The following is a 25,628-nucleotide window of genomic DNA, read 5'->3' on the forward strand; positions in this document are numbered from 1 at the left end:
GCGCCGCTCAGATGAGCGGCGCGGTTTCAGTGACAGATTTATTTCTTGCCGAGCAGATGCAGGAAATGAATATGTTTTTCATACTGGTCAAGGATGTCATGAATGATCTGCTCCTTGTTCCAGCCCATGATGTCATAATCCTGTCCGCCCTCTTTCAGATGAATTTCAGCGCGGTAATAGCGGTGCTCCTCATCTTTTTCCTCATCCGTCATACCGGACAGCGCAAAAGAAGGCTGATTGTAATAGCGCAGGCGGGTTTCATAGATAAAGTTCATATCATCGCCCAGATCGACCTCAAAGGTGATCCTGTCATCACGGCTGCGGTCGATATGGCTCGGGGTGCTCTGTTTTTCCAGCTCCTGCGACACCATCTCCATCGCTTCTGACACCACTTCATCAATAAAGCGCTTAACCAGCGAACGTTTCGGGAAATAGCCGATATTACGCAGGCGGCGCTGCCACGGGATCGGATTGCGGCTTGCGGTCGGTGCAATCGTCGCCAGCTGCTGGCTGTCGCGTTTATGCACATCAATCCGCAGTGCTTTAATCAGTCCGTAAATTGAGAATAACAGTACGACGGCAAACGGCAGAGCACTGGCGATAGTCACGGTTTGCAGGGCAGATAATCCCCCCGCCAGCAGCAGAGTGATGGCTACCACGCCCATCAGTCCGGCCCAGAAAATCCGCTGCCAGACCGGGGTGTGTGTATCCCCGCCGGAGGCGAGGGTGTCCACCACCATCGCGCCGGAGTCAGCGGAAGTCACAAAGAAGACAATCACCATCAGCATGGCAAAGAATGAAAGCACGGTGGAGAACGGGAAATACTCAAGGAACTGGAACAGCGCCAGTGATACATCCTCTTTCACGACTGTTGCAAGTGCAGTGGCACCCTGATTTTTGATCAGATCAATAGCGGTGTTACCGAAGAACGTCATCCACAGCAGGGTAAAGCCCGCCGGGACAAATAACACGCCGAAGACAAATTCACGGATGGTGCGCCCGCGTGAAATCCGCGCAATAAACATCCCGACAAACGGCGACCATGACAGCCACCAGCCCCAGTAAAGCAGCGTCCAGCCACCCAGCCAGTCATCGGATTTCGGCTCATAGGCGAAGAGATTAAAGGTATTACTGACGATTTCAGAAAGATAACCGCCGGTGTTCTCAACAAAGGATTTCAGCAGCAGTACCGTCGGGCCTAACACACCAACCATAATCAGCAGCAGAACCGCCAGACCGAGGTTCAGTTCTGACAGAAAACGGATGCCTTTATCCAGACCGGACACCACTGACAATGTTGCCAGTGAGGTGATCACCACAATCAGCACCACCTGAACGGTTTCGGTCTGCGGCAGGCCGAACAGATGATTCAGCCCGGCATTCACCTGTAACACGCCGAAACCGAGGGAAGTCGCGACCCCGAAGACGGTACCGACCACCGCGAAAATATCCACCGCATGACCGGCTGCACCGTAAATACGATCACCGATAATCGGGTAAAGCGCGGAGCGCAGTGTCAGCGGCAGGCCGTGGCGGTAGCTGAAAAACGCAAGGATCAGCGCCACAACCGCGTAAATAGCCCAGGCGTGTAACCCCCAGTGGAAGAAGGTCAGGCGCATGGCCTCTTTTGCCGCTTCAACCGTTTCCGGTGTGCCGACAGGCGGGGAAAGATAGTGCATCACCGGTTCGGCGACACCAAAGAACATCAGCCCGATCCCCATACCGGCGGAGAACAGCATGGCAAACCAGGATATATAACTGTACGCCGGACGGGCGTGGTCAGGGCCGAGTTTAATATCACCGAAACGGGACAGCCCCATAAAGGTGACGCTCAGTAAAATCAGGGCGACGGCGAGAATATAGAACCAGCTGGCATTTTTAAACAGGCTGGTCTGAAGGGCTTTAAGATGTATATCCGCCGTCTGGGGAAACAGGGCGGCAAAGCCGACAATCAGGAGAATAACCAGGGCCGAAATATAAAAAACCGGCGGATTAATCTTCATTTTTTTTGCGGATTGTTCAGTGTCCTGATGACTCATGAATTATTCCTTTTATCAGTTGCAGATAACGCCGGCAGTAAAAAGGGGTGTACTGCACCAAAGCGTCAGATTTTCCTTCTGAAAACGGTACGCGGCTGCGTAGCGGTAAAATAGAAACCCCGGCAGAATAGTCAGCGGGAGATCAGAAAAAACAGAAATGAATACAGGCTAAACCTGCGGGAAAAAAAACGGTGATATCAGATTTTATTTCCCCTGTTGGTGAAAAAAAGAGGATTATAGTGCCAAAAATGTCACTCTGCGGCAAGTCATCCTGCTTTCCGGCGGAAAACAGAGGTATTTTTATCTGTGAATTTTCGTTGCGGAAGTCTGTAAAGTCTCTGAAATAACGCAATAAAAAAGCCGGAAACACAGATTGTTTCCGGCTGACGGCTGTTTTACAGACAGGTACGGGATATTACGTGTTCAGTCTTTACTGAGCATCCCCGGTTTTTTCTGAGACATCCTGTTTCAGCTCATCAATTTTTTTATCAGCGGCGGCTTTGGCTTCATCCGCTTTTTGTTTCAGCTCTGCGGCTTTTTCTTCCGCGGCTTTTTTGGCGTCTTCGCCTTTATCTTTGGCGTCAGCCAGCAGGGCATCCGCTTCTTTCTTCAGTTCATCCGCTTTGGCATCAGCATTATCACGGATTTCGCCGGCTTTCTCTTTCGCATCAGCCATTACCGCTCCGGCTTTTTCTTTGGCATCACCGGCGGCTTCTGTGGCGTCCTGTTTCAGTTCTGCGGCTTTCTGCTCTGTTTTATCAGCTGCGTCTTTGGCATCCTGCTTCAGTTCATCCGTTTTCTGTTCAGCGGCTTCTTTTATCTGCGCAGCGCCTTCCTGTGCTTTTTGCGCAGCAGGGTCGGTTTTGCTGCTGTCGTCACAGCCGGTGGCCAGTGCGAATACCCCTGCAAGGATGAGTGAACTTAATAATGCTTTCTTCATGATTAACTCCTCTTCAGCAATACTGAGTAAAATAACCGGATAACATCGTGTCCGTGATCATTGAGTATATAATAAAATCAGGCAGTCTGCTGACAGATATAATTTTCTGTCAGCGTTATCCCTTTCAGCATAGAAAATGAAGCACCGGTTGTATAGTGCTGAGGGTAATTTATCCGTAACGCCATAAAATAATATCCCGCTGCATAAAAATATCCGGTAATATCAATACAGAATGTAATCTTATAAGCGTAACATAGTAACGTGTTTTATTTCAGTTGGTTAGCATCGTTTGTCAGTGTAAGGAAATACCATGACATATTATCTTCTGGTTATCGTTAAATTTATCATCGGCTTTGTTATTGTGTTAACGCACATGAATCTCTCCGGTAAAACCCAATTATCACAAATGACACCGGTTGATTTTATCGGAAACTTTGTACTGGGCGGCATTATCGGCGGGGTTATTTACAGTGATACTATTCCGCTGACGCAATATATTATTATACTGCTGATGGGCGTGAGTTTTATCAGCATAATCAATTGGGTCAGTAAGCATATCAATGTCCTGCGGGCGGTAACTATCGGTAACCCGATCCCGATTATTAAGAACGGGGCGTTTATCATGGACAGCATTCATGAGAAGCGCAATAAAATCGATATTCTGAATATCACTTCCCGCATGCATTCACGGGGGATCTATTCATTCCGTGATGTATATTATGCGCAGATAGAGCCGGACGGTCAGCTGACGGTGATTTGTGACCAGTCACAAATGCCGTCTGTCATCGTGATGAAAGACGGCGTGCCGCGCAAACATGAGCTGGAACAGATCGGTCATGATGAGGAGTGGCTGGCAGACCACCTGAAACAGCAGGGCATTGACGATCCTGAGACCGTGTTCCTGGCGGAGTTTTATAACGGCAGCCTCAATGTGGTGATGAAAGACGGGCGGATGACCGGCCATCACCGCGAACCGTCACAGCCGTAAGATTACGGCACGATAACGACTTTTTCCGGATATTTTTCGCGGAATTCGTGTGCTTTCTGCCATTTATCGTCACAGATAATTTTATCGATAACGGCAATTTCCGCGATTTTTAAAATCCCCTGCTGGCCGAATTTACTGGAGTCGGCCAGAATAATTTTCTGCTTACTTTTCTCCAGCATTTTCCGTGCAATCATTCCTTCCTCAACACTTTTGACCAGAATACCTTCATCGCGCACACCGCCCGCGCCGACAAAGGCGAAATCCGCATAGATATGATCAATCTCATGCAGGGTTTTTGCGCCCAGGTTGGCGCGGAATTCATGGCTGTATTCACCACCCAGCACATAGACTTTTGCCAGCGGATTTTGTGAGGTGATTTTATCCGCGATAAGGGCAGAGTTGGTGAAAACGGTAAACGCAATGGCCGGTAACTGCGCGGAAAACAACAGTGTTGTCGAACAGGAATCGATATACAGTGTATCGTGTTCGGAAATCAGTCCGGCGGCATAGCGTGCGAGCGCCATTTTTTCCTCACGGTTCAGTTCCAGCCGCTGCTCAAAGCTGCCTTCGCTGACACTCTTTTTCTTCATTGCCCCGCCGTGGATTTTGATGATCTCGCCCTCTTTCTCCAGAATAGAGAGATCACGGCGGATCGTCTCAGAGGTGACATTCAGCGTATCAGCGAGATCCTGCACACTGACCTCGCCTTTCTGATTCAGCAGATCGAGGATATATTCCTTTCTTTTTATCGGATTCATGACCGTTCTCATCACACTCGTAAACATGAACAATATTAGCGCATTATGCACCGTTGCGAAATGCCGCCCTGTAATGCTGAAGTGCGGCAGCAACGCCATCTTCCCGGCAGTCAGCGGTAATGTATCCGGCGGCCTGCTTCAGTGCCGGAACGGCATTGCCCATCGCCACACGGATATCTGCTGCGGCAAATAAAGAGAGATCATTTTCCTGATCTCCGATGGCCATAATGGTTCCCGGCCGGAGAATACCGCGTGCCACCAGTATATGCAGGATATTTCCTTTGCTGACCGATGCCGGAACCAGTTCAAAATAGTGCTGATCAGTAAAGAACGCACTGATGTCCGCCGGTAACTGCGGCCGCAATACGTCTGCCCGGCAGAGAAGTGTTTCTGCTTCCCCGCACAGGGTGATTTTGATGATATCTGCCCGGCTGAGAATATCGTCAGCAGCCATGGTATGCATTGGCAACCCGAATAATTCAGATTCATGGATTGTGTATTCTGATATTTCTCCGGGCGGACAGAGCAGGGCATCTTCACTGAATGCATGCCAGCCGGCGGTGAGAACATTCCGCAACGGGGATAACATGGCCGGAGACAGGCTCGTCCGGCTCAGGACAGATTGCGTGCGGCAGTCATAAATCACCGCGCCGTTGCAGGCCCCGATAGCCCGGAGTACCGGAAGAAGCCCGGCACTGTTCATCAGAGACAAAATCGCCCGCAGCGGGCGGGCAGAGCAAATCACAATATCTGTTTCCGGCGGCAGCGCCAGCAGTGCCCGGCGGTTAGCCTCTGAAATCATATTGTCCGGGTGCAGCAGGGTGCCGTCGAGATCGATAGCCAGTGTTGTCATAAAAAGCCTCAGCGGGAGCGAAGCCCCCGCCCGGGAATGCCGGTCAGTCGTGATGAATGAAGGATTGAGTGACCTGTGCGGCCGCCTGACACACCACGTTATCAATTGCGGTGCCGACCACCAGAATATTCACGCCGGTTTCTTTAAATGCTTTGGCATTGGCGACGTTAATACCGCCTTCTGCCAGTGTCGGGACACTGACCGCCCCCACCAGCGCTTTCAGGCGGGCTTTAATCTGATCAGGGATTTCACCCGCAGCCACACCCTCGTAGCTCATACCGGTCATCAGGCCGATCATATCCACGCCGATGGCTTCCATTTTCTTCGCCACTTCCGCGACGTCTTCCGGGGTTTCTGCCGGAATACCGAAGGTGTGCAGATCGTCAGGGTGACCAATGTAGGCATCCACGGTCAGGCCGAAGCGGTGCGCAAGATTGACAATATCTGCCAGATCTTCAAAGGTGGATTTATGGGTGTGCAGGCCGTCTGCTCCGGCGCGGGCAATTTGTAAAATGTCTTCTTCAGTCACCGGGACGGGGATGGTTTCGGTGAATCCGCCGGCGATCCCGACAGTAATAAAGACATCATCCGGGATAACATTACGGATACCGTTAACGGCTTCCGCCATCTGTGCGGTGGAGATCTCATGGCGGATCTGCTCGGCGGCGTGCATGTTATTCACGCCTCTGTGCCCGCGTGCCAGTGCCAGCGCCGGATGGTTCGGCTCCAGCATTTTGACCCCGGCATCACACACAGCTTTCGCCAGTCGCGCGTCATCACCGGTGATACCTGTGCTGAGCAGCGTTTGTCCGTTGTGCAGCGCAATCGCATTTCTGACTTTCGCCATCGCCTGTGCACGTTTTTTATTCATATCACCTATAAACATATCAACCTCTTATTACTTTTTTATATTTTGTGTGACGGCACCCGGAGGTGCCGTTTTCATAAAGCCCTGGTGTTGGCGTGTGATATTTTTCACACTTACTATTTGCTGTGTAGTCTTTGCATCAGCCTGCTGCTTTCGCGGTTGTCACGGCACTGAAACGGTTGGCGATGACAGTAATGGTGCAGGTTAAAACCAGAATCACGGTCATGGTCAGCGCCATGTAAAGTGCATTACTGGATAAGAACGGAGAGGCAAACGCTGGTACATACGCCACCCCTTTGACATTAAACATACCGAGCATCATGCCGCCGATCCCGGCGGAAAGAATGGCACCGCCGAACACGATTTTGTTGGCAAACATGAAAGGATATGCCGATTCCACAAAGGTCCCGAATCCCATATTGATCAGCAGTCCCGGTGCGGCAACCGCCGCTTCACTGCGTTCACGCGGGGCAATGACGTTTGCCAGGTTAATCCCTGCTGCCACCATCACCAGCCCGACCATATCCACCGCGCCGAGGAAGCTGACACCGGTTTTTTCCATCTCAAGCAGCACCAGCGGCAGGATCACCGCGTGATAGACACCGCCGAGGATCGCAGGCCAGATAACCAGACCCGCCAGCAGACCCGCCAGTACCGGGCTGAACGCGAGGGTGCTTTCCAGCGCCAGCTTGATGTAGTTACCGGCCAGCAGTGCCAGCGGGCTGAGGAAGTAGAACATGATAAGACCGGCGGCCAGACCGGAAATCCCGCCCGCCACGATGTTCACGGTGGTCATCGGGAATTTCCAGCTGATACACAGCGCAAACAGGTAACGGACAAAAATACCCGCCATGATCCCGCCTGCGATCCCGCCAATCAGCCCGCCCTCGACAGAGAGCACCCCGGCGACGACCCCGGAAACAATAGAGACTTCATCCAGCTCGGAAACCTGTTTGGCTGCAATCACCGCCACAATCACCGGCAGCCCTTTGAGCAGCAGCTGGAAAATCGCATCCAGGCTTTCCAGCCCCGGGATATGACTCAGCGCCAGCACAATCGCCATGGCAATAAAGCCGGGCAGGGCGGGGATCATAATACCGCGGATATTCATCCGCTTAAGCAGGCTCTTATCAGACGGCCCGCCGGCACTGCCTGCACTGCCCAGAACCGGACGGAATTTAATCCCCCAGTGTTTGCACAGCGAGGAGATAAACGAGATGGCCCGGGTTCTGCTGGTGGTACCGGTGGTTCCGGAAGTGGCAATCACATTGGCACCGGCAGCGGCGATATGAGCCATAGAGGTACCGCCGGTCCCGGCGATCGGGACTTTCTTTTCTGCTGCGGCCTGAAGTGCGAGACGGTTGGCGTTGTGCGGATCGCCGCTCATAATAATGATGCCGTCGATATCGCCCTGTTCTATCAGCCGGGCAATCTGTTCATCACTGCCGCGCACTGCATCGTTGACTTCCGCCAGAGTGCCGGAGAACGTGATTGCAGGTACGGCATCTGCGTCTGTCAGGGTGTAGACCGCGGCGGCGGTAGTGGGTTTGGCAACATCCATCGACGCCTGTGCTGCAATAAACTGCACTGCAGCAACAGAAATACCGGCGGACTGACATTGCGTGTAGATTTCGCTCAGAAGTTTTTCAGGATCTGCACCACCGAGGTTGTACAGGTTCCCGCCACTACTGCCCAGTATGACAATTTTTTTCATAATCGGACCTCAGGGGGTTCAGGGTAAGTAACGACTTATTGTTGTTTTTTGTTGATATTGCTTGGTATAACAACGTAAAGCAACACATCTAAATAAGACGTGTTGTTTATTAAATAACCGCTGAATGGATTCGATTAAGGTGAAGTGGTGTTAAACAGGAAATTTTTTAGTGTTACAAACTTAAAACTACGATTTTTGTTTTATTTTATGCTATTTAATTATTAACTAATTATTTTGCTTTATGTTGTTTTGTGTGAGTTTGATCATAATTAACTGGACTTATTACACACGGAAACCACACAAAACAAAAAAGCCACTCCGGAGAGTGGCTTCAGAAGAAAAGTAAAAAAGCGGATCAGGCGGGCAGATTCACCAGCGAATCGCGGGTGATATCGCGGATGGTTTTTGCGCCGGTCAGCGTCATTGCCACGCGCATCTCTTTATCAATCAGATCCAGCAGGTTTTCGACCCCCGCCTGTCCCTGTGCTGCGAGGGCGTAAACAAAGGCACGGCCGAGCAGGACTGAATCTGCTCCCAGCGCCAGCATCCGTACCACATCAAGGCCGTTGCGGATCCCGGAATCACTCAGAATCGTGATATCCGATTTTACCGCATCAGCAATGGCAGGCAGGGCGCGGGCGGTAGAGAGCACACCGTCGAGCTGACGGCCGCCGTGGTTTGACACCACAATACCGTCCGCACCGAAGCGTACCGCGTCTTTTGCATCTTCCGGATCCAGAATTCCTTTGATAATCATCGGGCCTTCCCAGAACTCGCGTATCCATTCCAGATCTTTCCAGGAAATGGACGGATCGAAGTTCGCGCCCAGCCAGCCGATATAATCTTCCAGTTTGGTCGGAGCACCGCGGTAGACAGAGATATTACCCAGATCATGCGGTTTGCCGAGCACGCCGACATCCAGCGCCCAGCGCGGATGAACCATTGCCTGTAACACACGGCGCATGGCGGCATTCGGGCCGCTCATCCCGGAATGAGCATCACGGTAACGCGCTCCCGGCACCGGCATATCAACGGTAAAGACCAGCGTTTTGACCCCGGCAGCTTTGGCGCGCTCAAGGGCATTTTTCATAAAACCGCGATCGCGCAGCACATAGAGCTGGAACCACATCGGGCGCTCAATCGCCGGGGCAACTTCCTCAATCGGACACACGGATACCGTGGACAGGGTAAACGGGACACCTTTATTCGCCGCTGCTTTTGCCGCCTGAACTTCACCGCGCCGGGCGTACATCCCGGTCAGTCCGACCGGTGCCAGCGCAACCGGCATCGCCAGTTTTTCCCCGAACAGTTCTGTTTCCAGACTGAGAGAAGACATATCGCGCAGCACCCGCTGACGCAGGGCGATATCCGCCAGATCCGCCGTATTGCGCTTCAGGGTATGCTCGGCATACGCCCCGCCGTCAATATAGTGAAACAGGAAGGGAGGCAGTCTGGATTCGGCGGCCGCCCGGTAGTCTGTTGAAGCGGAAATAATCATCTTAAATACCTGTATATGTATGTAACAAACTCAGCACTGTGCCCGGTTACAGGGTCAGTATCAGTGCCATCACGGCGGCAATCACGCCGTAGATAAACATCGGAATCACTGTCTTTTTGATAATTGATCCTTCGGCGTTGGTAATGCCGAGGATCGTACAGACAGCGATAATATTATTCAGACACACCATGTTCCCCATCGCACCGCCGACAGACTGGAGCGCCAGGGTTAAATTGACATTCAGCCCGGTGGTTTGCGCAATCGACTGCTGGATACCGCCGAACGTCAGGTTGGATACGGTATTGGAGCCGGAGAAGAACGAGCCGAGTGCGCCGAGGTAAGAGGCGAAGTAGATCCAGCTCTCACCGGTGGCTCCCGCCAGAGAGCGGCCGATAATGTAAACCGGCGCATTTTCGCCGCCCTGCATCATCAGATTGACCATAATCAGCGCACCAAACAGGGCAATAAACGGTTTATTGGTTTGTTGTGCGGTCTGCACAAACATGGTTTTTACCTGTGTCCGTTTCAGGCCGAACAGGAAAATGCCGATAAGCACGACCAGGAAGAACGGGATCAGCGCCGGGACATACAGCGTTTTATAATCTGCCGCCGCCGGAGTACCGAATACGTTGCTCAGACGGACAATCAGGGCATCACTCAGCGTGATATGGCCGAGGAAACCGAGAGTTCCTTCCCAAATCACGTTAGTGCTGTTGAGCAGCCCTTTCAGGCCGAGCTGGTGGATACGGGTGACAATCAGAATACCGATCAGCAGCAGGGTCGGAGTCATCGCTTTGATTACCTGCCCGAACGGGATCACTTTTTTCTCTGTTTTTTGTTCGGTGCGGGTCAGGCCGATACCGGCGCGTGCGGTCACTACGGAGATACCCAGACCGATTGCCCCGCCGAGCAGCGCCGGGAACTCATAGTTGACCTGTGCCAGCAGAAGATACGGCACGGTACAGGCGAGAACACTGATCAGAATAAACACGATATTACGGCGGATATCCTGCCAGCTGACGATAAAACGCAGCGCCAGTAGCGGGATCACAAATGCTGCCACAAAGTGGATCAGTGCGGAGTAGTGGCTTATCTGATAAACACTCTCCTCGCTCAGCCCGAGGTTGGCAAAACCAAACCAGGTCGGGGTGCCGACAGCGCCGAAAGAAACCGGTACGGAGTTCATCACCAGCGTCAGCAGGGCGACACGCATGGCCGGGAAGCCCAGGCCCACCAGGATCGGTGCGGCGATAGCAGCCGGGGTACCGAACCCGCTTGCGCCCTCAATGGTAAAGGCGAATGCCCAGCCGATAATCATCAGCTGTGCCACCGGGTTAGGGCTGATATTTTCCAGCCAGCTGCGTACCACATTTTCCGCGCCGCTCACCTGCATCAGCTTATTGAGCATAATTGCCCCGGCAATGATGGTGATCGGTGTCAGCACAGAAATAAAGGCGGTGACAATATTGGCACTCAGCAGTGTGATATCCGTTTTAAACCAGAGCAGCTGGATACAGAACACGACTGCGGCCGTGAAAGGTAATGCGATGTAGGAAGGGATACTGCGGCGCTTTGTCATCATCCAGATTAACATCACGATAGGTGCAAGACTGAAAAAAATAGCCATAAAGCCCTCTGACATTATTATTGTTGTAGGAATTCTTGTTACATGCAGGATTCGTTAAATTTTCATTACGGAATTATTTTAATCACAACCAAAAGGAATTATCTATGCTGCATTTTTTTAACAATTGAAAACGGACAGGAAATAAGAAAAACGCGGAAAATCAGGTGAAAAAAAGAAATAAAAAGACGTTATTTATCAGTAAATTAATCAGTTAATTTGTATGATGAAAGGACAGGGTCACATTAATTAGGCCACAACGGTCAATAGAGAAATTCCAAAAATCGACTAATCCGGAGCCATAAACAGATAACAATTCTGAATATATCAGCCGAAATAAGGGCGGATTGCCTGATATGACTGCTGAATATGGTCGATCAGCAGACGGATTTTCACCGGCAGATGACGGGTATAAGGATAAACCGCATACACGCCGAGTTTTTTGCCGCTGTAACCCGGCAGGACTTCGGTCAGCAATCCGGCCTCCAGATCCTCATGCACCATACAGCGCGGCACCATAGCGATACCGTGGCCGCTGAGCAGTGCTTTGCGGATGGCGCGGGCGTTATTGAAGGCGATATTGCCGCTCACCTGTAATTCATAGATTTCACCGGTATCCGGACGGCGCATCAGCCAGTTTGAGGTGCCGCTCTGCTGATAGGTGTAAGTCAGGCAGTTGTGTGTCAGTAAATCTTCCGGGTTCTGCGGGGCGGGGTGTTTTTCCAGATAACGGGGGGAGGCGAGGATCACCCAGTGAGAATCAATCAGCGGACGGGCTATCAGGCTGGAGTCCCCCATCATACCGGTACGGATGGCCAGATCGATCCCTTCGTTGACCAGGTCAACAAACCGGTTTTCCAGGTGCATTTCCACTTTCACATTCGGGTATTTTTCGCAGAATTCCGCCACACTGTCACTGAGAACAAGCTCTCCGGAGATAGTGGGTACTGACATACGGATAAGCCCGGTCAGTTCATCACTGTTGGCACTGACCGCCTGTAATGCGCTGTGCACCTGGCCGGTGAGGGATTTTGCGTGCTGATACAGCACACGACCGTTTTCTGTGACAGAGAGGCTGCGGGTGGTGCGGTACAGGAGGCGGGCACCGAGCGCTTTTTCCAGCCGCCCGATCCGCTTACTGAGCACGGAGCCGGTAACACCGGCCATTTCCGCCGCTTTACTGAAGGAGCCGCAATCCACAATCAGCGCAAATAAAATCAGATCATTGGCGTACTCGTGGGCGGGCAGCATAGTAAAACCTCCGGCAGTGAATGAAATAATGAACAGCATCCACTATATCAAAATCTGTGTAACAGTGATAATCACGCCGGAGACACAAGAGTTAAAGCGGGTACACCATATGGTCAAAGGCAAACACGGTAGCCGGGAAGATCGCCTGACACCCGCGAAGTAAACGCTCACAATCTTCTTCATTGTAGCGTCCGCTGAAATGGGTGGCGATCAGCGTGCCGACCCCCGCATCCCGCGCCAGCGTCGCAGTCTGCACGGTGGAAGAGTGCCCGCGGCTGTTGGCTTTTTCAGACATGGTGCCGTCAAGCGTGGCTTCCAGAACAATTACATCAGCACCTTGTGCCAGCTTCAGTGCATTTTCGCACGGCGCGGTGTCCCCGAAAATCACCAGATGGCGTCCGCGCTGCGGTTTACCGAGGTAATCTGCCCCGCAGATCACCCGGCCATCGTCCAGTGTCACTTCGCCGCCCTGTTTCAGTGTCTGCATCCACGGACCGCCGGAGACGCCTTCGGCTTTCAGACGCTGTGCATCCAGCGCGCCGGGTTTATCGTATTCCTCAATGCGATAGCCGTAGCTGACTACCGGGTGCTCAAGTGAGTAAGCGCTGACTTTCAGTTGCCCGTCATCATAAATCACGCCTTCTTCATCTATCTCAATAATCTCCAGCGGAAAGGTCAGATATGAGCCGCTGAGTGTCAGAGCGGTTTCAACAAACTGCGCCAGCCCTTGCGGACCAAAGAGAGTAAGTGGTTCCTCACATCCGCCCATAGAGCGGCTGCATAACAGACCGGGAAGACCGAAAATATGGTCACCGTGCAGATGGGTGATAAAGATTTTTTCCAGTTTCGGGATTTTGACCGGACTTTTCAGAATCTGATGCTGAGTGCCTTCGCCGCAGTCAAACATCCACAGACCGCGCTGTAATGATTTGAGATCCAGTACCAGGCTGCTGACGTTGCGGTCATTCGACGGAACACCGGCACCGGTGCCCAGAAAAATTAACTCCATGTTGTTCCCTGTATTGCAGTTGCTGCCGGACAGAGGCCGGTATTACGGAATACGGCGAAGTTGCGGCGAGCGGGTCATATTTTCCGGTAAGATTAACGGTTCTTCAGCCAGCGGTAAACTCAGACGGGTTTTTCCGGTGATGATAGTGACTCCGGTTGCCTGCCAGGCGTCTGCCGCCAGTTGCGTGCAGTACAAACCGTCCTGCGGGTTGATACTGAAAGGGGTGCCCAGACGCGCAAGAGCATAATCACGTGCGCGCCGGTGGTTTTCACTGTCTGCCTGTACGGCATACCAGGTCACCTGTCCGTTTTTGGCATGCTGAATAAAGAAATCAAGCGGGTCACGATTCACACCGCTGATGCCGCCGGGGTGCTCCTGTGGTGTGGCATGGATCACATAGGTGCCTTCCGGTGTGATATCAACAACACCGACATGGCTGAATCCGCTGCTGTCAATACTTCTGACAATCTCACTGATGGCTTCGCCGCCGTCACGGAAAATCAGGTCACCGCTCTGAATACCGGCCGGGGGCACTGCCGCAGATAACGGCAGTGCGGTCATCAGCAGCGCCGGAAACAGCAGCCCGGCGCGGAGTGTGGCTTTCATCAGCGCAGGATAATTTTCCAGTCGCCGCCGTCTTCCTGTGTCAGCAGGAAACGCTCATCTTTCTGTTTACCGTCTTTGAAATTCACAGTCAGGATCACGGTTGCGCGTTTTTTGCTTTCATCAATATCCACGGATTTCACTTCGGTGCTTTCCACGCCGCCGTTACCTTCAATACGGCGCGCCATATCGCCGACAATCATCTGCACTTTGCCTTTGATTTCCATCTCATTTTTCTGTTTATCTTTTTCCGGGATGGCGAGCAGATCATAGGCTTTATCCGCATCTTTTTTCTCGACGGCACTGTAGAACTGTTTAACAACATCTTCCGGGGAATCACTGCCGCAGGCTGTCAGCATCATACTGCCGGCCAGCAGCATCAGGGAGAGGGCGATTTTTTTAAACATAGTTTTTCCTTTAAGAGATAACAGTGGTTTTTATTATTTTCTGATGAGAATACCGGAAGTATACGGACATCCGTCGGCTTGGCAATCCTGTATATAACGATGACACCGGATTCAGGGAAAAATGGCATTTCCATCATATTGTTTTTGTTGATTTTTAGTGAAATAATTCAATGAATTGAGCAGGAAAGATCATCATTCAATGCGTAACTGAGTGTTGGTAACATTAGATATGTTAATGTGATTTGCTGTGTATCTTTAATATAAAACCAGAGACTGTTTGGTTGTGTATTTCTGTGAAATAAATGCGTTGTTTAATGGGGATATTATAACCATGAGAGAGATTTAATAAATCTGCATTCCCTGTTTTTAAGGTTATCAATAAGGAGAGTGCTTTCTGGTAACCCGGGTCCCGAATGGTAATGCAGAGGTGCTGAATAGCAAGATCAGACTGCTGATAATGATAAAGGCCGGGGGATATCGAAACCGGGGGGATGTTCCGCTGCGGAAAACTGAAAATGAGATAAATTCAGTATCATGACTATACTTAAAGATACAATTTTGATATTTTCCGAAAAGGAAAATAATACTGATCTTCTTATGTAAAGATAAGGTCAGACATATCATTATGATACACAATCTAAAATAAACTATGAAAACATCCTTGTTATCAAACAAAACCACATTAATCGTAATAATAGGATGGTTATTACTTTATTACGTGACAGGTGAAATCTCTGAAATACTTACACCTGAAAATTCTGATATATCTGTTGTCTGGTTTCCTGCCGGAGTCGCAACAACTGCTTTTTTATGTATGCACAAACGCCAATGGCTGCTGCTGCTAATTGGCTTCATCGTGTTAAACATGGTACTGAATGGCTTTGATAGTGAGGAATTTACCCTTTCACTTATATACGCTGTTCTGGCTGTACTTTCTTGTATTGTTATTGCCTGGATTGTCCGCAGGTATGCCCGGAAGGGAGATGACCTGCAAATAATATTGTTATGGCTATCAGCAACAATAATTGTCAGCTTTGCTGATGCAGTTTTATTTTCTGTCCATATGTATTGGTTTGATAATACATCACTTAAAGATATATTCTGGGATGGATTTATTGCTGATATTACCGGTAATATCTTTGCAACAACGGTAATTATGGGGTTAATTAACACCCGTTTCAAATGGATGGCTCCCTCCCTTAAAGTTAATATAATTTGGGGTAGTGCTATTTTGTTTCTTCTTATTACCAGCACTATATTGATATTCAATGACACTGCGATACAGATATACCATTCCTATTTTCATCAGCAACGCAATATTGCCAAATTATCGTTACTCTGCATCCCGGTTTTACTTGCTGTTATGCTGTCTGTGCTGTGGGGAAACCGGGGGGGGATCAATAGCATTGTTAATACTTGCGACGATTACAATCTATTACACCCGCAGCAAGCAGGGACCTTTTTATCTTCATGGTTTGTTTCGTCATGAATCACTGTGGCTGATACAGGGATATTTGACATTAATATCGTTATTAATGGTTTTTTTACGGGTTGTGACCCGAAGTACTCATCGAATTGATAACACTCAAGGGGTTTATAAACCACAGCATCTGGTATATCAACTTAATCTGGATAATGGTGTTATCGAATGGGGAAATACAGATGGTTTATTTCAACAAACTGATTTCACAGCTCTTTCTGACATAAATCAGATTATGGCATCTGTTCATCCTGACGATCGTGAAAAGCTCGCTCGGCATTGGGAACAAAAGCAGGCAAATACCACTCTTCCGGGGATAACCTTTAGTATAAAAGATAAGGAAGGCCGTTGGTGGAATATAGAAGATCGCGGGAGTGTTATTTTCAGTAATAATGATCCGGTAACGATTGTCGGGAACTGGTTTGTTTTAGGTGAAATTTCCTGATATTGATATGGTAATAAAGGACAGGTAATGCTACAGATTACATTATTACTCTTCGGTGCCGAATTTATCAGAGGGAAAGCTCATTACCTCTGGGGGCTGGGCCTCCTCTGGGGTTTGATGGGTATATTTATTTTTATTGATGGTCTTGATGGTATTCTTTTTTTCCCGATACATTTGTTTGGCTTTTTATTATTACTTGAAAGTCTGATTACATTATGTGTCGCTTCAGGCAGTATAGGGACACAAAAAACGATACTTTTCTTTAAAGGCGGTCTGTTTTTATTCTGTGCATTGGTTATCTTAATTAATCAGACATATAGTAATGTATTACTATCGGCAATGTTTGGTTTTATTTTTTTCGTTACCGGGTTATTTGTTGTTGCATCAGCCTGGATTATTCGTTTTCCGGGATGGAAATTAATCCTGTTATGGGGGGGAACAGAAATTCTGTTTGCCTTTTTTCTGTTTACCCATCACCAGGCGACCATTTCCTTTTTTATCGGATTTTTAATGACAGGGAGTGGTTTCGGATGCCTGAAGATAGCATTCCGGGCTCGTCATATTCAGCGGGGAACATCCGTATTTGAATTGATGAGACCTTCACCGGTATCGTTTAAGAAGAAAGGAATAGCTCTGCCAATAACGGATACGGCACAATTACCGTCTTTAAATGCAACAGCAGGGCAAGGTGCTGTTTTAACTGTTCATATCTGGACACCCGAAGGCTCAGCAAACCAGCGTCCTGTGCCACGTCCGATTATTAACCGTTATATTGCGGCGGTTGATTCTGAGGGGGTTATCTCTACAGGACATGCATCACTGGAGCTCCGTCCGCATCTCTATATCAGTTTATACCCGGAAGAAGATATTGATCGTTCTCCGTCAGAGTTTTTCAGGTTATTAAAAGCAACTGCTGATAATAATGTTCCCGGAAGGTTTTTACCCGATTATCAAACTGAAGCATCCGAGTGGTGTGAATCTGACAGACAGATTGTTTTTAATATTTATAATCATGCTTCTTTGCTGAATTTTTGGGAAAAATATCGCCGGCATCCTGTTTATAACCTGACATACCAGAACTGTTCCAGTAGTGTTGCATATGCGCTGGAAGCCGCATTAGATGGCGTTTTGTCCATACAAAAAAGAAGTTATTTTATGGGCGTTTTAAGTGTACTTTGTATGCCGGAGTTGTGGATTGCCGCTCAAATTCGCCGGCGTGCTCTGATGATGGCATGGACCCCCGGATTAATTATGGATTATGCACGTGCTTTACGTGCTATTGTACATCCGGTTCCGGTTCCCTGGTATAAACGCTTGCTAAGGCGTTGAGTTTAATAGTAATTAAAATCCAAAGAAACGAGCGAAAGAGTCATTTTCTGAGATATTTGCCGGATAAGTTAAAGAGGTTTTTATGCTGAAAGTATACGCAATCTTAATGGTGTCTATTATCGCTGAAACAACAGCGACAACCATGATGAAGGCGTCTCATGGATTCACAAAGTTAGTACCCAGCATTATTGTAATAATCGGGTACGCTATTTCTTTTTATGGTTTATCGCAAGTTGTCAAAAGTATGAATATTGGTATCGCCTATGCGATATGGGCCGGAGCAGGGATATTTCTTGTTTCAGCCCTGTCATTTTTTATTTATAAACAAAAACTTGATTTTCCGGCATTAATTGGTCTGGGATGTATTGCACTGGGCATTATTATTATCCAGTTATTCTCTAAATCAATTACTCATTGAGTTCTGGTAGCCCTGAATTACAGGGCTGTCTGTCATTATCCGATATTGACCTCTTCAGTATCCGTCAGGCCTGCAGGAGTCTGAATCTGAGCAGAATAGTTTACCATTATCGTCCGGATACTACGTGTGATGAACCTATTATTGTTGCGTTGCAGGCGATGACAGAGCGGTATCCGCGATAGGGTTTTCCGAAACTTTTCCGGGTTCTGCGGCGGCAGGGATATCCGCTGAATCACAAAAGTATCCACCGTATTTACTGGTTGGCACAGTGACCGGAAGAGCAGGGTGTCGCTAAAGGCAGATGTCAGGGGGGGGGAATCAGGAGGTAAAGCAGCAACATCTGTAGTCAGAATGATCAGATATCTTCTGCCGGAACCCCGGAAAGCAAAAAACCAGCCCGAAGGCTGGTTTCTTTAATTAGTGGTGCCCGGACTCGGAATCGAACCAAGGACACGGGGATTTTCAATCCCCTGCTCTACCGACTGAGCTATCCGGGCAACGAGGCGTATTAAACCCGATTCCGTTCAGGGCGTCAATATTATTTCCCTCAAATTTAATCAAGTGCCGGTTTTTTCTGCAATTTACTGAAATTTTAATCAGTGATATCCGTTTTTACGTCATAACACGTAAAATTACCGGCGGACAATTGCAGATGCTGTCCGCCGGAAAACTTAACGGCGGTAGCCTTTTTGCAGGTCGTTGACTTTACGCAGGTAATTACGGGATTCTCCGGACGGGTGTTTCGTCGTCAGGGTTTCATATACTTTACCCGGTTCCATACCGCTGATAATGCGGGCGGCCTGTTTCTTATCACTGTGGAAGACACGCAGCACACTGCCCGCACCACCGTTATAGGCCGTAATAACCGCATAGCGTCGTGAGGTCGGGTTGCTGATCTCACCAAGATACATATTCTGCAGAATCGCCAGGTATGCGGTCCCTGTGTCGATATTACTTGCCGGGTCAAACAGATAGCTGCGGCTTGGCACACCGGAACGGCCCTGTGACTTAAATACATCCCGCCCGGCCGTGTTCGGCATAATCTGCATCAGCCCCAGTGCATCTGAGCGGCTGACCGCATACGGGTTAAAGCTGGATTCTGTCTGCATAATCGCGAGGATCAGCGACTCTTCCACGCCGTATTTGGCCGATGCCTGACGGATAAGCGGCAGGTATTTATGAGCGCGCTGATCCAGGTGGTTCGGTACCAGTTTCAGCGTGATGTAGGTAATCATCTGTGAGCCGGACTGGCGGCGCTGCAGGCGGTTGGTGACGAGGTAATCCGCAAATTTGGTGGCGCGCCATTCCCAGCGGATCGGCTGCCCGGTATTATCCAGTACCTGACCAAACAGGAACGGCTCCTTACTGATGGTGACATCGTTGGCATCCGAATAGAGGTCAACCGACCCCGGATCTTCCCCCATCAGCAGGGTATTGATAATCGCCTGACGCAGATGAGCTTCCGGTTCAACACCCGCCAGAGTTTCAATCGTAACGGTACCGGCATCAAAGTTGATATGGGATCGGGTGTAGTACTGATCGGTGTATTTGACGTAATCTTTCGGACCGGCGATCAGAACCTCTTTCATACCCCAGATATTTTCAATGTTATGGGCAAACTGGCCCATCAGAATATCAAATCCGTTGGTATCCTTAACATATTCAAGACGGTAATCCGTCTGTTTCTGTGAACCGCTGCAGGAAACCAGCAGCGGCGCAATAATGATCAGTGCAGCAAGTTTTTTCATGGGTATAAATACGGGCAGCCGGGAACAGATACAACATCAGAGCCGGAAAAAGGCTCTGATGACAGGATTATTTTTCAGGCGGAGTATAGCCTTCAATATGGATATCGTGGCCTTCGAACAGGAATTTGATCATCTCCTGTTCGAGCAGTTTGCGATCATCCGGGTTCATGGTGCTGAGTTTTTTCTCGTTGATCAGCATGGTCTGCTTGGACATCCACTGCTGCCAGGCTTCTTTGGAAATTTCATTAAAAATACGTTTGCCTAATTCACCCGGATAAAGCTGGAAATCCTGGCCGTCGGCATCACGCTGAAGAAAGGTGCAAAAAATTGTTCTGCTCATGTAACATCCTCAAAAATAGGGGCTTTACCCGATTTGCTTAAGCAAGGTTTCCACCGGGGCGGCCAGGCCGATCGCCGGCGGATTTTGGCTGTTATACCAAATCCCGTCGCTGTCGTCATGGACTGCTGTGCGATCAGTGACGTTTGCAGCCACGGGCACAATATCCAGATGAAAATGGCTGAATGTGTGACGGAAGGCAATCAGCTGCTGTAAGGGCGAGTGACTGATACGGCGCTGTGCCAGCCAGTTGTGCATCGCATCTTCCGTTTCAAACTGCGGAAAACTGTACAATCCGCCCCAGATCCCTTTCGCCGGCCGTTTTTCCAGCCAGATTTCATTATCATGCTGAATGATAAGAAAGTAAGCTGTTTTTTCCGGAATAGATTGTTTCGGTTTTTTGCCGGGATAGGCTGACGGATTGTGTTCTGCATACGCGACACAGCCGGATTGCAGCGGACACAAATCACACTTGGGTTTGCTGCGCGTGCAGACCATCGCCCCCAGATCCATCATCGCCTGATTAAAATACTGTACGCCGTCCGCGGGTGTGACTTCTTCCGCAATTTTCCAGAGGCGGTTTTCCACCTCTTTTTTACCCGGCCAGCCGCTGATTGCATAACAGCGTGCCAGCACCCGTTTGACATTGCCGTCCAGAATCGGGAAATGCTGATTCTGAGAAAGTGACAGAATTGCACCTGCGGTTGAACGTCCGACACCGGGCAGGGCAACCACATCCTCAAACGTGACCGGAAACTGTCCGCCAAACTCAGAGGCAATTGTCTGCGCTGCTTTGTGCAGATTGCGGGCGCGGGCGTAATAGCCGAGCCCGGTCCATAAATGCAGGACTTCATCCAGCGGCGCGGCGGCCAGATCGGTCACGGCCGGAAACCGTTCAATAAAGCGGTTAAAATAAGGAATAACCGTTGCCACCTGAGTCTGCTGCAACATCACTTCAGAGAGCCAGACATGGTAAGACGTTTTCTCCTGCTGCCAGGGCAGGTTTTTTCTGCCGTAACGGTGATACCACGTCAGAACGGATTGCGAAAATTGCTGTGCTTCCATGAGAATAAAATAATAATTGAATAGTTTTAATTGACGGGAATTCCAGCACACTGTTTTGCGACTGTAAACCAACTTTTACCTGAAATTGTGCGAAAGGGGATGATTAACCGGTGCGAAGTCGGTTGTCTCTTGCTAAACTTGCCGCACTTTGCGTGTGTCAGCGCAGCGCAGCCCGTTGTGCCGGACACATTATGATTTATTTTTGCCGGGATACTGACAGCAAACCTTATGATCAACAATGTAATTTCGCCGGAATTTAATGAAGACGGCAGAGCCATGCGCCGCGTCCGCAGTTTTGTGCGGCGTCAGGGACGGCTGACCAAACGTCAGGAAGATGCCCTGACTGACCTGTGGCCGTCAGCGGGTGTGGATTTTATCCCGGAACGGCTGGATTTTACCGCGCTGTTCGGGCGTGATGCGCCGGTCACACTGGAAATCGGCTTCGGCATGGGCACCTCTCTGGTGGAGATGGCAAAACAGAATCCGGATAAAAATTATCTGGGAATTGAAGTTCATGCCCCGGGTGTCGGTGCCTGTCTGGCAGATGCACAGGAGGCCGGGGTGACGAATCTGCGGGTCATGTGCCATGATGCCATCGAAGTACTGGATAAAATGATCCCGGATAACAGCCTGCATATGGTGCAGCTGTTTTTCCCCGATCCGTGGCATAAGGCCCGTCACAATAAGCGGCGTATTGTTCAGCTGCCGTTTGCGGAAAAATTACGGACAAAACTGGCGCAGGGCGGTATCTTCCATATGGCGACAGACTGGCAGCCGTATGCGGAGCACATGCTTGAGGTAATGACTCAGGCACCGGGTTACCGTAATCTGTCAGCCACACAGGATTATGTACCGCGTCCGGATACCCGGCCGGTCACGAAGTTTGAAAAACGCGGCCATCGCTTAGGCCATGGCGTCTGGGATCTGATGTTTGAGAGGATGGAATAATGGCAACACAACGTAGTCGTCGTTTACGGAAAAAAATGCGTATTGATGAGTTCCGCGAACTCGGTTTTTCCTTCAAATGGGATTTCCCGGAAGGCACTGATGTGGACACTATTGACCGTACGGTTGATCAGCTGGTTGAGGAAGTGATTGAGCCGAACGGCCTGGCGCTTGATGCCAGCGGTTACCTTAGCTGGGAAGCGATGGTCTGCTTACAGAAAATCGGTGAATGTACCGATGAGCACCGCAAGCTGGTGGGTGACTGGCTGAAAGCCAAAGGAATGCAGAACATTCAGATGTCTGAACTGTTCGACATCTGGTGGGACTGAGATTAATTATTTACCACGCTAATTATTAATAAGGGCACCCGTTCAGGTGCCCTTATCTCTCTCCGGCATCCGGGTTTCCGGGCGTCGTGTTTTGGAGTAACGTTTTGGAGTAACAACGTTGACCACACACTTTAGTAATGAACTGCTGGACGATATCTTACACCGTGTCCGGCCGCTGATTGGCTCCGGTAAAGTGGCGGATTATATTCCGGCGCTGGCAGAAGTCTCTCCGGACCGGCTGGGAATAGCGGTCTGTACCGTGGACGGGGAGATTTTTTCCGCCGGCGATGCATATCAGCGTTTTTCAGTGCAGTCCATTTCCAAAGTGCTTAGTCTGACACTCGCGATGACGCGTTATAAAGAATCCGAGATTTGGTCGCGGGTCGGAAAAGAGCCGTCCGGCCTGCCGTTTAACTCGCTGGTTTTACTGGAGATGGAAAAAGGCATTCCGCGCAATCCCTTTATTAATGCAGGGGCGATTATTATCGCGGATATGCTGCAGTCACGCCTCAGCGCGCCGCGCCAGCGGATGCTGGAGTTTGTCCGTAAACTGACCGGCAGTCATGATATTACCTATGATTTGCAGGTGGCACGCTCTGAACTGGAGCACGGCAGCCGCAATGCGGCTATCGCTTTTCTGATGAAATCCTTCGGCAATTTTGAGAATAATGTACTGACTGTGCTGGAGAACTATTTTCACTATTGCGCACTCTCAATGAACTGTGCTGAACTGGCAACCTGTTTTGCTTATCTGGCCAACGGCGGTGTGCCGCTGGGCGGCCGCGAGCCGGTGATCACGCCGTTACAGTCACGGCAGATAAACGCCCTGATGCTGACCTGCGGTATGTACGACGGCTCGGGAGAGTTTGCTTACCGGATAGGTATGCCCGGCAAATCCGGGGTCGGCGGCGGGATTGTGTGTGTGGTACCGAATGAGTTCTCTGTGGTGGTCTGGTCACCGGAACTGGATGATTCAGGGAACTCTTTGGCCGGTTGCGCTGCCTTAGAAATGTTATCTGCAAAAATCGGGCGTTCTATTTTCTGAACCCGCCGGGTTCAGCGCCCTCTGTCTGAGAATCAGGAGTGTTTATGTTACGTAAATGGATTGCCGTTCTGAGTCTGGGTGCCGCATCGCTGGCATCTGCGGAAGGTTATCAGTGCAGTGTCACCCCGCAGGATGATTTGGTTATCACACCGGCCTATGTGCAGGTGATCGGAAAAAGCGGGGACATGAAGATCACCCCTGACGGGCAGATCACCCGCGACGGTAAATCCCTGACACTCAGCGCCGCACAAAGTGCGGATGCAAAACGCTATCAGTCGGGTGTGCGTCAGGATGTGCCGTGGATTAAACAGCAGGCGGTGAACCGGATCGGTAAATCCCGTCAGGCGGTGGACAAAGTGCTGATCAAAGAAATGGGGCAGGACAGCAAACTGCGCGGCCATCTGACAACCCTGGAAGCAGATCTGAATAAACAGGTTGACCGGATTATTGAAACCCGCCCGGATGGTTACGCATTCCATCATCAGGCGATTAAACAGGTGGAGCAGGACGGACGTGCGCAAATTCAGCAGCGTCTCGGTGGTATGCTCCAGGATGCGATTAATGAAATCGGCCGTAAACAACTGCTTGCGGGGCTGACCGGCGATAAAAGCGCTGCCGGTGCGGCACTGAGCGGGCTGGACGGATTACAGAAATCCTTACAGCAGGCTGTGCGCGAACAGGAAGATGATTTTAAACAGTTCAGCAAACAGGTATGCGGTAAAGTGACGACGCTGGAACAGCAGCGTATTCAGCTGGTTAATTCCCTTAAGTAATATAAGGTTACCGGTACATTATGTGCCGGTAACTGTTTTTTTAGCCGATCAGGTTCAAATAAATAGTAATTGTTATGATAATGATTCTTATTTGATTGACTTGTTTCCGCTTCTGCCTAGAATGAACTGCGACGTTAAACGCATTTAATCAGGCAGGAACATGAAAAAGATCATTCCGTTAGTGTTAATTCCGTTTTTAGGCTTTGCCTCCGCTTCCGCGCTGGCTGACTCCGCGCCGAAATATACCCCGAATCATATTGCCGTTGCGGCGGATAAAAGCCCGCAACTGACCATCGAACATCAGTCCGGCTCCGCAAAAGTGGCACAAAAGCCATCGCGCGTGGTGCTGTTTGATTTTGGTGTGTACGACACCATGAATAAACTGGGACTGGCTGATAATGTTGTCGCACTGCCGCTGGGTAATCTGCCGTCATACCTGAAAGGGCAGGTGGACAGCAAAGTTGCTGATGCGGGCGGAATGAAAACCCCGGATCTGGCAAAAATTGCGGAACTGAAACCGGATCTGATTGTGATCACCGGCCGTCAGGGTAAATCATTTGATGAACTGAACAAAATCGCACCGACAGTCAACCTCGGCACCGGCGGTGATGATTATCTGGCAGCGGCAGAGGCCAATATTACTCTGATCGGTCAGCTTTATGATATTGAGAAGAAAGCCGCAGAAGAACTGGCCACGCTGAATAAAACCATCGCTCAGGCTCAGGAGAAAGCGGCAAAATCCGGTAAAAAAGTGCTGGTGATGCTGCACAATGACGGTAAATTATTCCCGAATAAACAGCCGGTTGTTTATCAGGTCGTAAAAGCGGCATCTGTTGATGTGCCGGTTGACCCGAATGCAGAGAAGGGCAAGCGTCCGCTGGTAACGCCGGAAATGGTGGCAGAGCTGAATCCGGACGTGATTCTGGTGATTGACCGCAGTGCGGCGATCGGCGCAGGGCAGTGGGATAAAGCGGCATTTGAAACCGATGGCGTGAAAAAGACCAATGCTTTCAAAAATGACAAAATTATCGTGTTACAGCCGGATCTCTGGTATCTCTCCGGCGGCGGGCTGGACAGTCTGAATCGCCAGGTTCAGGCCGTGGAAAGCGCGCTGTAATTAGCTGATTTATCTGAATAATAAAACCCGGACGTGAAAGCGGCC

The 25,628-nt window shown here is 50.0% G+C and carries 25 protein-coding genes, 1 tRNA gene and 1 pseudogene; 11 read left to right on the top strand and 16 right to left on the bottom strand.

The genetic code is table 11. The features are described from left to right. Positions 1 to 38: 38 nt before the first annotated feature. Both JC793_RS04090 and JC793_RS04095 read right to left on the bottom strand, forming a co-directional pair. Positions 39 to 2,039: a BCCT family transporter gene (locus JC793_RS04090; protein WP_218427576.1), complete on the bottom strand. Its 2,001-nt coding sequence runs from the start codon at positions 2,037 to 2,039 to the stop codon at positions 39 to 41. Positions 2,040 to 2,469: 430 nt separating this feature from the next. Then, positions 2,470 to 2,979, bottom strand: a complete 510-nt coding sequence (locus JC793_RS04095) for a hypothetical protein (RefSeq protein ID WP_112550312.1) — start codon at positions 2,977 to 2,979, stop codon at positions 2,470 to 2,472. Between the two features lie 310 nt (positions 2,980 to 3,289). Here JC793_RS04095 and JC793_RS04100 point away from each other — a divergent pair, with 310 nt between their 5' ends. Continuing rightward, on the top strand, positions 3,290 to 3,967 hold the full coding sequence (locus JC793_RS04100) for a DUF421 domain-containing protein (protein WP_218427577.1): 678 nt from the start codon (positions 3,290 to 3,292) through the stop codon (positions 3,965 to 3,967). Positions 3,968 to 3,969: 2 nt separating this feature from the next. On the opposite strand, the gene JC793_RS04105 is transcribed toward JC793_RS04100, so the two are convergent. The 10 genes from JC793_RS04105 to JC793_RS04150 form a co-directional block, all read right to left on the bottom strand. Beyond that, positions 3,970 to 4,725 (bottom strand): DeoR/GlpR family DNA-binding transcription regulator, encoded by a 756-nt coding sequence (locus JC793_RS04105; RefSeq protein WP_107679654.1) that lies wholly within the window; start codon positions 4,723 to 4,725, stop codon positions 3,970 to 3,972. A gap of 43 nt (positions 4,726 to 4,768) precedes the next feature. Beyond that, a complete protein-coding gene (locus JC793_RS04110; protein WP_218427579.1) occupies positions 4,769 to 5,578 on the bottom strand; it encodes a Cof-type HAD-IIB family hydrolase in 810 nt (269 codons plus the stop codon). A gap of 43 nt (positions 5,579 to 5,621) precedes the next feature. After that, complete coding sequence (locus JC793_RS04115) at positions 5,622 to 6,464, bottom strand: histidine biosynthesis protein (RefSeq protein ID WP_046895162.1); 843 nt, start codon at positions 6,462 to 6,464, stop codon at positions 5,622 to 5,624. Between the two features lie 121 nt (positions 6,465 to 6,585). Continuing rightward, entirely contained in the window at positions 6,586 to 8,160 is a 1,575-nt protein-coding gene (locus tag JC793_RS04120; protein ID WP_166707144.1) for a PTS sugar transporter, read from the bottom strand. Positions 8,161 to 8,515: 355 nt separating this feature from the next. After that, entirely contained in the window at positions 8,516 to 9,658 is a 1,143-nt protein-coding gene (gene lldD / locus JC793_RS04125; RefSeq protein ID WP_166707145.1) for an FMN-dependent L-lactate dehydrogenase LldD, read from the bottom strand. Positions 9,659 to 9,704: 46 nt separating this feature from the next. Beyond that, the gene (locus JC793_RS04130) at positions 9,705 to 11,285 is read right to left on the bottom strand and encodes an L-lactate permease (protein ID WP_046895164.1); all 1,581 of its coding nucleotides are present in this window, start codon (positions 11,283 to 11,285) and stop codon (positions 9,705 to 9,707) included. 324 nt (positions 11,286 to 11,609) lie between these two features. Beyond that, the gene (locus tag JC793_RS04135) at positions 11,610 to 12,533 is read right to left on the bottom strand and encodes a LysR family transcriptional regulator (RefSeq protein ID WP_046895165.1); all 924 of its coding nucleotides are present in this window, start codon (positions 12,531 to 12,533) and stop codon (positions 11,610 to 11,612) included. A 91-nt stretch (positions 12,534 to 12,624) separates the two neighbouring features. Next, positions 12,625 to 13,542, bottom strand: a complete 918-nt coding sequence (gene rnz, locus JC793_RS04140; RefSeq protein WP_218427581.1) for a ribonuclease Z — start codon at positions 13,540 to 13,542, stop codon at positions 12,625 to 12,627. Positions 13,543 to 13,584: 42 nt separating this feature from the next. After that, positions 13,585 to 14,148, bottom strand: a complete 564-nt coding sequence (locus JC793_RS04145) for a YiiX/YebB-like N1pC/P60 family cysteine hydrolase (protein WP_218427583.1) — start codon at positions 14,146 to 14,148, stop codon at positions 13,585 to 13,587. Then, a complete protein-coding gene (locus JC793_RS04150) occupies positions 14,148 to 14,552 on the bottom strand; it encodes a DUF4878 domain-containing protein (RefSeq protein WP_218427585.1) in 405 nt (134 codons plus the stop codon). The genes JC793_RS04145 and JC793_RS04150 overlap by 1 nt, the downstream gene beginning before the upstream one ends. A gap of 649 nt (positions 14,553 to 15,201) precedes the next feature. Here JC793_RS04150 and JC793_RS04155 point away from each other — a divergent pair. The 5 genes and pseudogenes from JC793_RS04155 to JC793_RS04170 all read left to right on the top strand — a co-directional run. Further along, positions 15,202 to 16,041: an MASE1 domain-containing protein gene (locus JC793_RS04155; RefSeq protein WP_247717317.1), complete on the top strand. Its 840-nt coding sequence runs from the start codon at positions 15,202 to 15,204 to the stop codon at positions 16,039 to 16,041. A gap of 25 nt (positions 16,042 to 16,066) precedes the next feature. Further along, positions 16,067 to 16,477: a PAS domain-containing protein gene (locus JC793_RS19500; protein ID WP_247717318.1), complete on the top strand. Its 411-nt coding sequence runs from the start codon at positions 16,067 to 16,069 to the stop codon at positions 16,475 to 16,477. A gap of 27 nt (positions 16,478 to 16,504) precedes the next feature. Continuing rightward, on the top strand, positions 16,505 to 17,806 hold the full coding sequence (locus JC793_RS04160) for an HdeD family acid-resistance protein (RefSeq protein WP_218427586.1): 1,302 nt from the start codon (positions 16,505 to 16,507) through the stop codon (positions 17,804 to 17,806). A gap of 85 nt (positions 17,807 to 17,891) precedes the next feature. Next, complete coding sequence (locus JC793_RS04165) at positions 17,892 to 18,224, top strand: DMT family transporter (protein WP_072125160.1); 333 nt, start codon at positions 17,892 to 17,894, stop codon at positions 18,222 to 18,224. 56 nt (positions 18,225 to 18,280) lie between these two features. Then, a pseudogene (locus tag JC793_RS04170) lies at positions 18,281 to 18,487 on the top strand (IS3 family transposase); the annotation flags it as partial. Positions 18,488 to 18,645: 158 nt separating this feature from the next. Here the strand turns inward: JC793_RS04170 and JC793_RS04175 are convergent. From JC793_RS04175 to mutY, 4 genes are all read right to left on the bottom strand, one after another. Continuing rightward, positions 18,646 to 18,721 (bottom strand) — tRNA-Phe (locus JC793_RS04175). A 174-nt stretch (positions 18,722 to 18,895) separates the two neighbouring features. Beyond that, on the bottom strand, positions 18,896 to 19,972 hold the full coding sequence (gene mltC, locus JC793_RS04180) for a membrane-bound lytic murein transglycosylase MltC (RefSeq protein ID WP_218427588.1): 1,077 nt from the start codon (positions 19,970 to 19,972) through the stop codon (positions 18,896 to 18,898). 67 nt (positions 19,973 to 20,039) lie between these two features. Continuing rightward, positions 20,040 to 20,312, bottom strand: a complete 273-nt coding sequence (locus JC793_RS04185) for an oxidative damage protection protein (RefSeq protein WP_046895172.1) — start codon at positions 20,310 to 20,312, stop codon at positions 20,040 to 20,042. Positions 20,313 to 20,336: 24 nt separating this feature from the next. After that, positions 20,337 to 21,374 (bottom strand): A/G-specific adenine glycosylase, encoded by a 1,038-nt coding sequence (mutY, locus tag JC793_RS04190; RefSeq protein ID WP_218427590.1) that lies wholly within the window; start codon positions 21,372 to 21,374, stop codon positions 20,337 to 20,339. Positions 21,375 to 21,602: 228 nt separating this feature from the next. Between mutY and trmB the strand changes: the two genes are divergently transcribed. The 5 genes from trmB to JC793_RS04215 all read left to right on the top strand — a co-directional run bounded on the left by trmB (position 21,603) and on the right by JC793_RS04215 (position 25,583). Further along, positions 21,603 to 22,322 (top strand): tRNA (guanosine(46)-N7)-methyltransferase TrmB, encoded by a 720-nt coding sequence (gene trmB / locus JC793_RS04195; protein WP_112550321.1) that lies wholly within the window; start codon positions 21,603 to 21,605, stop codon positions 22,320 to 22,322. Further along, on the top strand, positions 22,322 to 22,648 hold the full coding sequence (locus JC793_RS04200) for a YggL family protein (protein ID WP_015422519.1): 327 nt from the start codon (positions 22,322 to 22,324) through the stop codon (positions 22,646 to 22,648). Before trmB ends, JC793_RS04200 begins: the two co-directional genes overlap by 1 nt. Positions 22,649 to 22,766: 118 nt before the next feature. Beyond that, the gene (gene glsB, locus JC793_RS04205) at positions 22,767 to 23,693 is read left to right on the top strand and encodes a glutaminase B (protein WP_046895174.1); all 927 of its coding nucleotides are present in this window, start codon (positions 22,767 to 22,769) and stop codon (positions 23,691 to 23,693) included. A 44-nt stretch (positions 23,694 to 23,737) separates the two neighbouring features. Next, positions 23,738 to 24,466: a DUF2884 family protein gene (locus tag JC793_RS04210; protein WP_054424802.1), complete on the top strand. Its 729-nt coding sequence runs from the start codon at positions 23,738 to 23,740 to the stop codon at positions 24,464 to 24,466. A gap of 160 nt (positions 24,467 to 24,626) precedes the next feature. Then, on the top strand, positions 24,627 to 25,583 hold the full coding sequence (locus JC793_RS04215) for a siderophore ABC transporter substrate-binding protein (RefSeq protein WP_054424799.1): 957 nt from the start codon (positions 24,627 to 24,629) through the stop codon (positions 25,581 to 25,583). Positions 25,584 to 25,628: the final 45 nt, after the last annotated feature.

The sequence above is a fragment of the Morganella morganii genome (assembly GCF_019242955.1).
Taxonomy (GTDB): Bacteria; Pseudomonadota; Gammaproteobacteria; order Enterobacterales; family Enterobacteriaceae; genus Morganella; species Morganella sibonii.